This is a genomic window from Streptomyces katrae (genome assembly GCF_000966975.1).
In the GTDB taxonomy this organism is placed as follows: Bacteria; Actinomycetota; Actinomycetes; order Streptomycetales; family Streptomycetaceae; genus Streptomyces; species Streptomyces katrae.
The window spans coordinates 1-2,977 of record NZ_JZWV01001435.1 but is presented as its reverse complement, the minus strand read 5'-3'; the positions used below and the strand labels follow the sequence as shown (position 1 = coordinate 2,977).

General features: G+C 75.7%; 3 protein-coding genes. All 3 read left to right on the top strand.

From position 1 onward, the window contains the following. Window positions 1-705 (top strand): molybdate ABC transporter substrate-binding protein (modA, locus tag VR44_RS38085; protein WP_045952258.1); only part of this gene is annotated, 705 nt, incomplete at its 5' end. A 97-nt stretch (window positions 706-802) separates the two neighbouring features. After that, window positions 803-2,653, top strand: coding sequence for an ABC transporter permease (locus VR44_RS38080; RefSeq protein WP_425424568.1), 1,851 nt, complete (start codon window positions 803-805; stop codon window positions 2,651-2,653). Next, entirely contained in the window at window positions 2,566-2,754 is a 189-nt protein-coding gene (locus VR44_RS49380) for a TOBE domain-containing protein (RefSeq protein ID WP_425424567.1), read from the top strand. Before VR44_RS38080 ends, VR44_RS49380 begins: the two co-directional genes overlap by 88 nt. Window positions 2,755-2,977 lie beyond the last annotated feature (223 nt).

Sequence of the window (2,977 nt, the reverse complement as noted above, 5' to 3'; positions counted from 1 at the left end):
GGCACCCCGTCCGCCTCGGCCCCCGCCGCCGGGGCGAAGGCCGCGAACCTCACGGTGCTCGCCGCGTCCTCCCTCACCGACGTCTTCAACGCGGCCGGCGCGGCCTACGAGAAGTCCCACCCGGGCACCAAGGTGAAGTTCTCCTACGCCGGTTCGCAGGAGCTCGCCGCCCAGGTCAAGCAGGGCTCCCCGGCCGACGCGCTGGTCACCGCCGACACCAAGACGATGGACGGCGTCAAGGCGGAGGCCAACGACCCCACGGTCATCGCGAAGAACCGCCTGGTCATCGCCACCGGCAAGGGCAACCCCTTCAAGATCGCCCAGCTCAAGGACCTCGCCGACTCCAAGATCAAGGTCGTCCTCGCGGCCCCCGAGGTCCCGGTCGGCCGCTACAGCAAGCAGATCCTCGACGCCCAGAAGATCGAGGTGAAGCCGGTCTCCCAGGAGCCCAACGTCCGCGCCGTCCTGAGCAAGGTCGAGCTGGGTGAGGCCGACGCCGGCCTCGTCTACAAGACCGACTCCGCCAAGTCCGGCGACAAGGTCGTCAGCGTCGACATCCCGGACGAGCAGAACGTCGTCGCCTCCTACCCGGCCGCCACGCTCAAGCAGTCCAAGAACGCCGAGGCCGCGGCCGCGTTCGTGGCCTGGCTGAGCTCCCCGGAGGCGCAGAAGATCCTCCAGGACGCCGGTTTCCAGAAGCCGTAACACCATGGCGCGGCGGGGCTGCCCGGTCCGGGGGGACGGGCAGCCCCTTCGTCGTACCCCCCGTCAGCCAGCCGCAGCCGCCCCGACCAGGAATCCCGTGAGCAGACCCCGCACCCGCACCCGGCCCCCCGTGACGCTGGCGCTCCCCGCGCTGCTCGCCGTCGCGTTCCTGCTGCTGCCGCTCATCGGCATCCTCACCCGCACCCATTGGGGCGAGCTCGCCGAGCACCTCACCAGCCCCGGTGTCACCGAGGCCCTGCGGCTCTCCCTGCTGGTGTCCGCCTGGGCGCTCGGCCTCTCCCTCCTGCTCGGGGTGCCGCTGGCCTGGCTGCTGGCGCGGGTCGAGTTCAAGGGCAAGGCCTTCGTCCGCTCGCTGGTGCTGCTGCCGATGGTGCTGCCGCCGACCGTCGGCGGTGTCGCGCTGCTGCTGGGCTTCGGGCGGCGCGGACTGCTGGGGCCCTGGCTGGAGAGCACCTTCGGCATCACCCTGCCCTTCCACACCTCGGGCGCCGTCGTCGCGGCCACGTTCGTCGCCATGCCCTTCCTGGTGATCAGCCTGGAAGGGGCGCTGGGCGGGCTCAAGCAGAGCTACGAGGAGACCGCCGCCTCCCTCGGGGCCCCGCCGGTCCGGGTGTTCTTCACCGTGACCCTGCCCATGGTGGCCCCCGGCCTGATCGCGGGCGCGGCCCTGACGTGGGCCCGGGCACTGGGCGAGTTCGGCGCGACCATCACCTTCGCCGGGAACCTGCCGGGCACCACCCAGACCCTGCCGCTCCAGGTCTACCTGCTGCTGCAGGACCGGCCCGAGGCGGCCACCTCGGTCTCGCTGCTGCTGCTCGCCATCGCCATGGCCGTCCTCATCGCCCTGCGCGGCCGCTGGGCCGGCACCCCGGCCGTCCGCAAGGCCGCCGGGTCCGCCCCGGCGGCCGCCGAGGAACCCCCGGCCGGGCGGAACGGCACCTCCGCGGAGGGGGCCGGACCGGCCGCCGCGGACGGCGGCCGCTGGCCCCTGCACGCCGAGGTCACCGGCTTCAACCGGCTGACCCTCGACGCCGGGCCGGGCACGACCATCGCCGTGGTGGGCGAGAACGGCGCGGGCAAGACCACCCTGCTGCGCGCCCTGCTCGGCCTGACCCCCCGCGCCCACGCCGAACTCCGGCTCGGCGACACCGACGTCACCGCCCTGCCCCCGCACCGCCGCCAGGTGGCCTGGGTCCCGCAGGACGGGGCGCTGTTCCCGCACCTGAGCGCCCTCGCCAACACCGCGTACGGGCTGCGCGCCCGGCGGGTGCCGCGCGCCGAGGCCCGCCGCGAGGCGCAGGCGTGGCTCGACCGGCTCGGCGTCGGCCACCTCGCCCAGCGCAAGCCGGCGCAGCTGTCCGGCGGGCAGGCGCAGCGCGTGGCCCTGGCCCGGGCGCTGGCCGCCCGGCCACGGCTGCTGCTGCTCGACGAGCCCCTCGCCGCCCTCGACCAGACCACCCGGGCACACGTCCGGCACACCCTGCGCACGCATCTGGCGGGCTTCGGCGGGGTGTGCCTGATCGTCACGCACGACCCGGTCGAGGCGGTGTCGCTGGCCGACCGGGTCCTCGTACTGGCCGACGGCCGCACCCTCCAGGACGCACCCTCCAGGACGCCCCGCCCGCGGAGGTCACCCGGCACCCGCGCTCGCCGTGGGTGGCGCGCATGCTGGGCCGCAACGCCTGGCCGGGCACCGCCTCCGCCGACGGGCTCGCGCTGGCGGGCGGCGGGCGGCTGGTGGTGGCCGAGGCGCTGCCGGAGGGGGCCGAGGCCCTCGCGATCATCGCCCCGGAGGCGGTGTCCGTCCACCGGGACCGGCCCGGCGGCAGCCCCCGGAACGTGTGGCCGGGGACGGTACGGGAGGTCACCGCGGTCGGCAGCCGGCTGCGCGTCCTCGTCGGCTCGGCCGAAGCCCCCGACCTGGTAGCGGAGATCACCCCGGAGGCGGCCGCCGAACTGGGCGTGTCCGAGGGCGCGGCGGTCTGGACGAGCGTGAAGGCCACCGAGGTCACCCTCGTACGGCTCTAGACCCCGGACCCCGGCCCCAGGCTCCGGCTCCGACCCCGGGCTCCGGCTCCGACCCCGGACCCCGGCCCCAGGCTTCGGCCCCGGCTCCGGCCCTGGGCTCCGGGCTTCCGCCCCGGCTTCGGCCCCGGCTCCAGCTCCGGGCTTCGGGCTTCGGCCCCGGGCCCCGGGCCCCGGGCCAGGTCTCCGGGCTTCCGCCCCGCCTTCGGCCCCGGGCTNCGGGTTC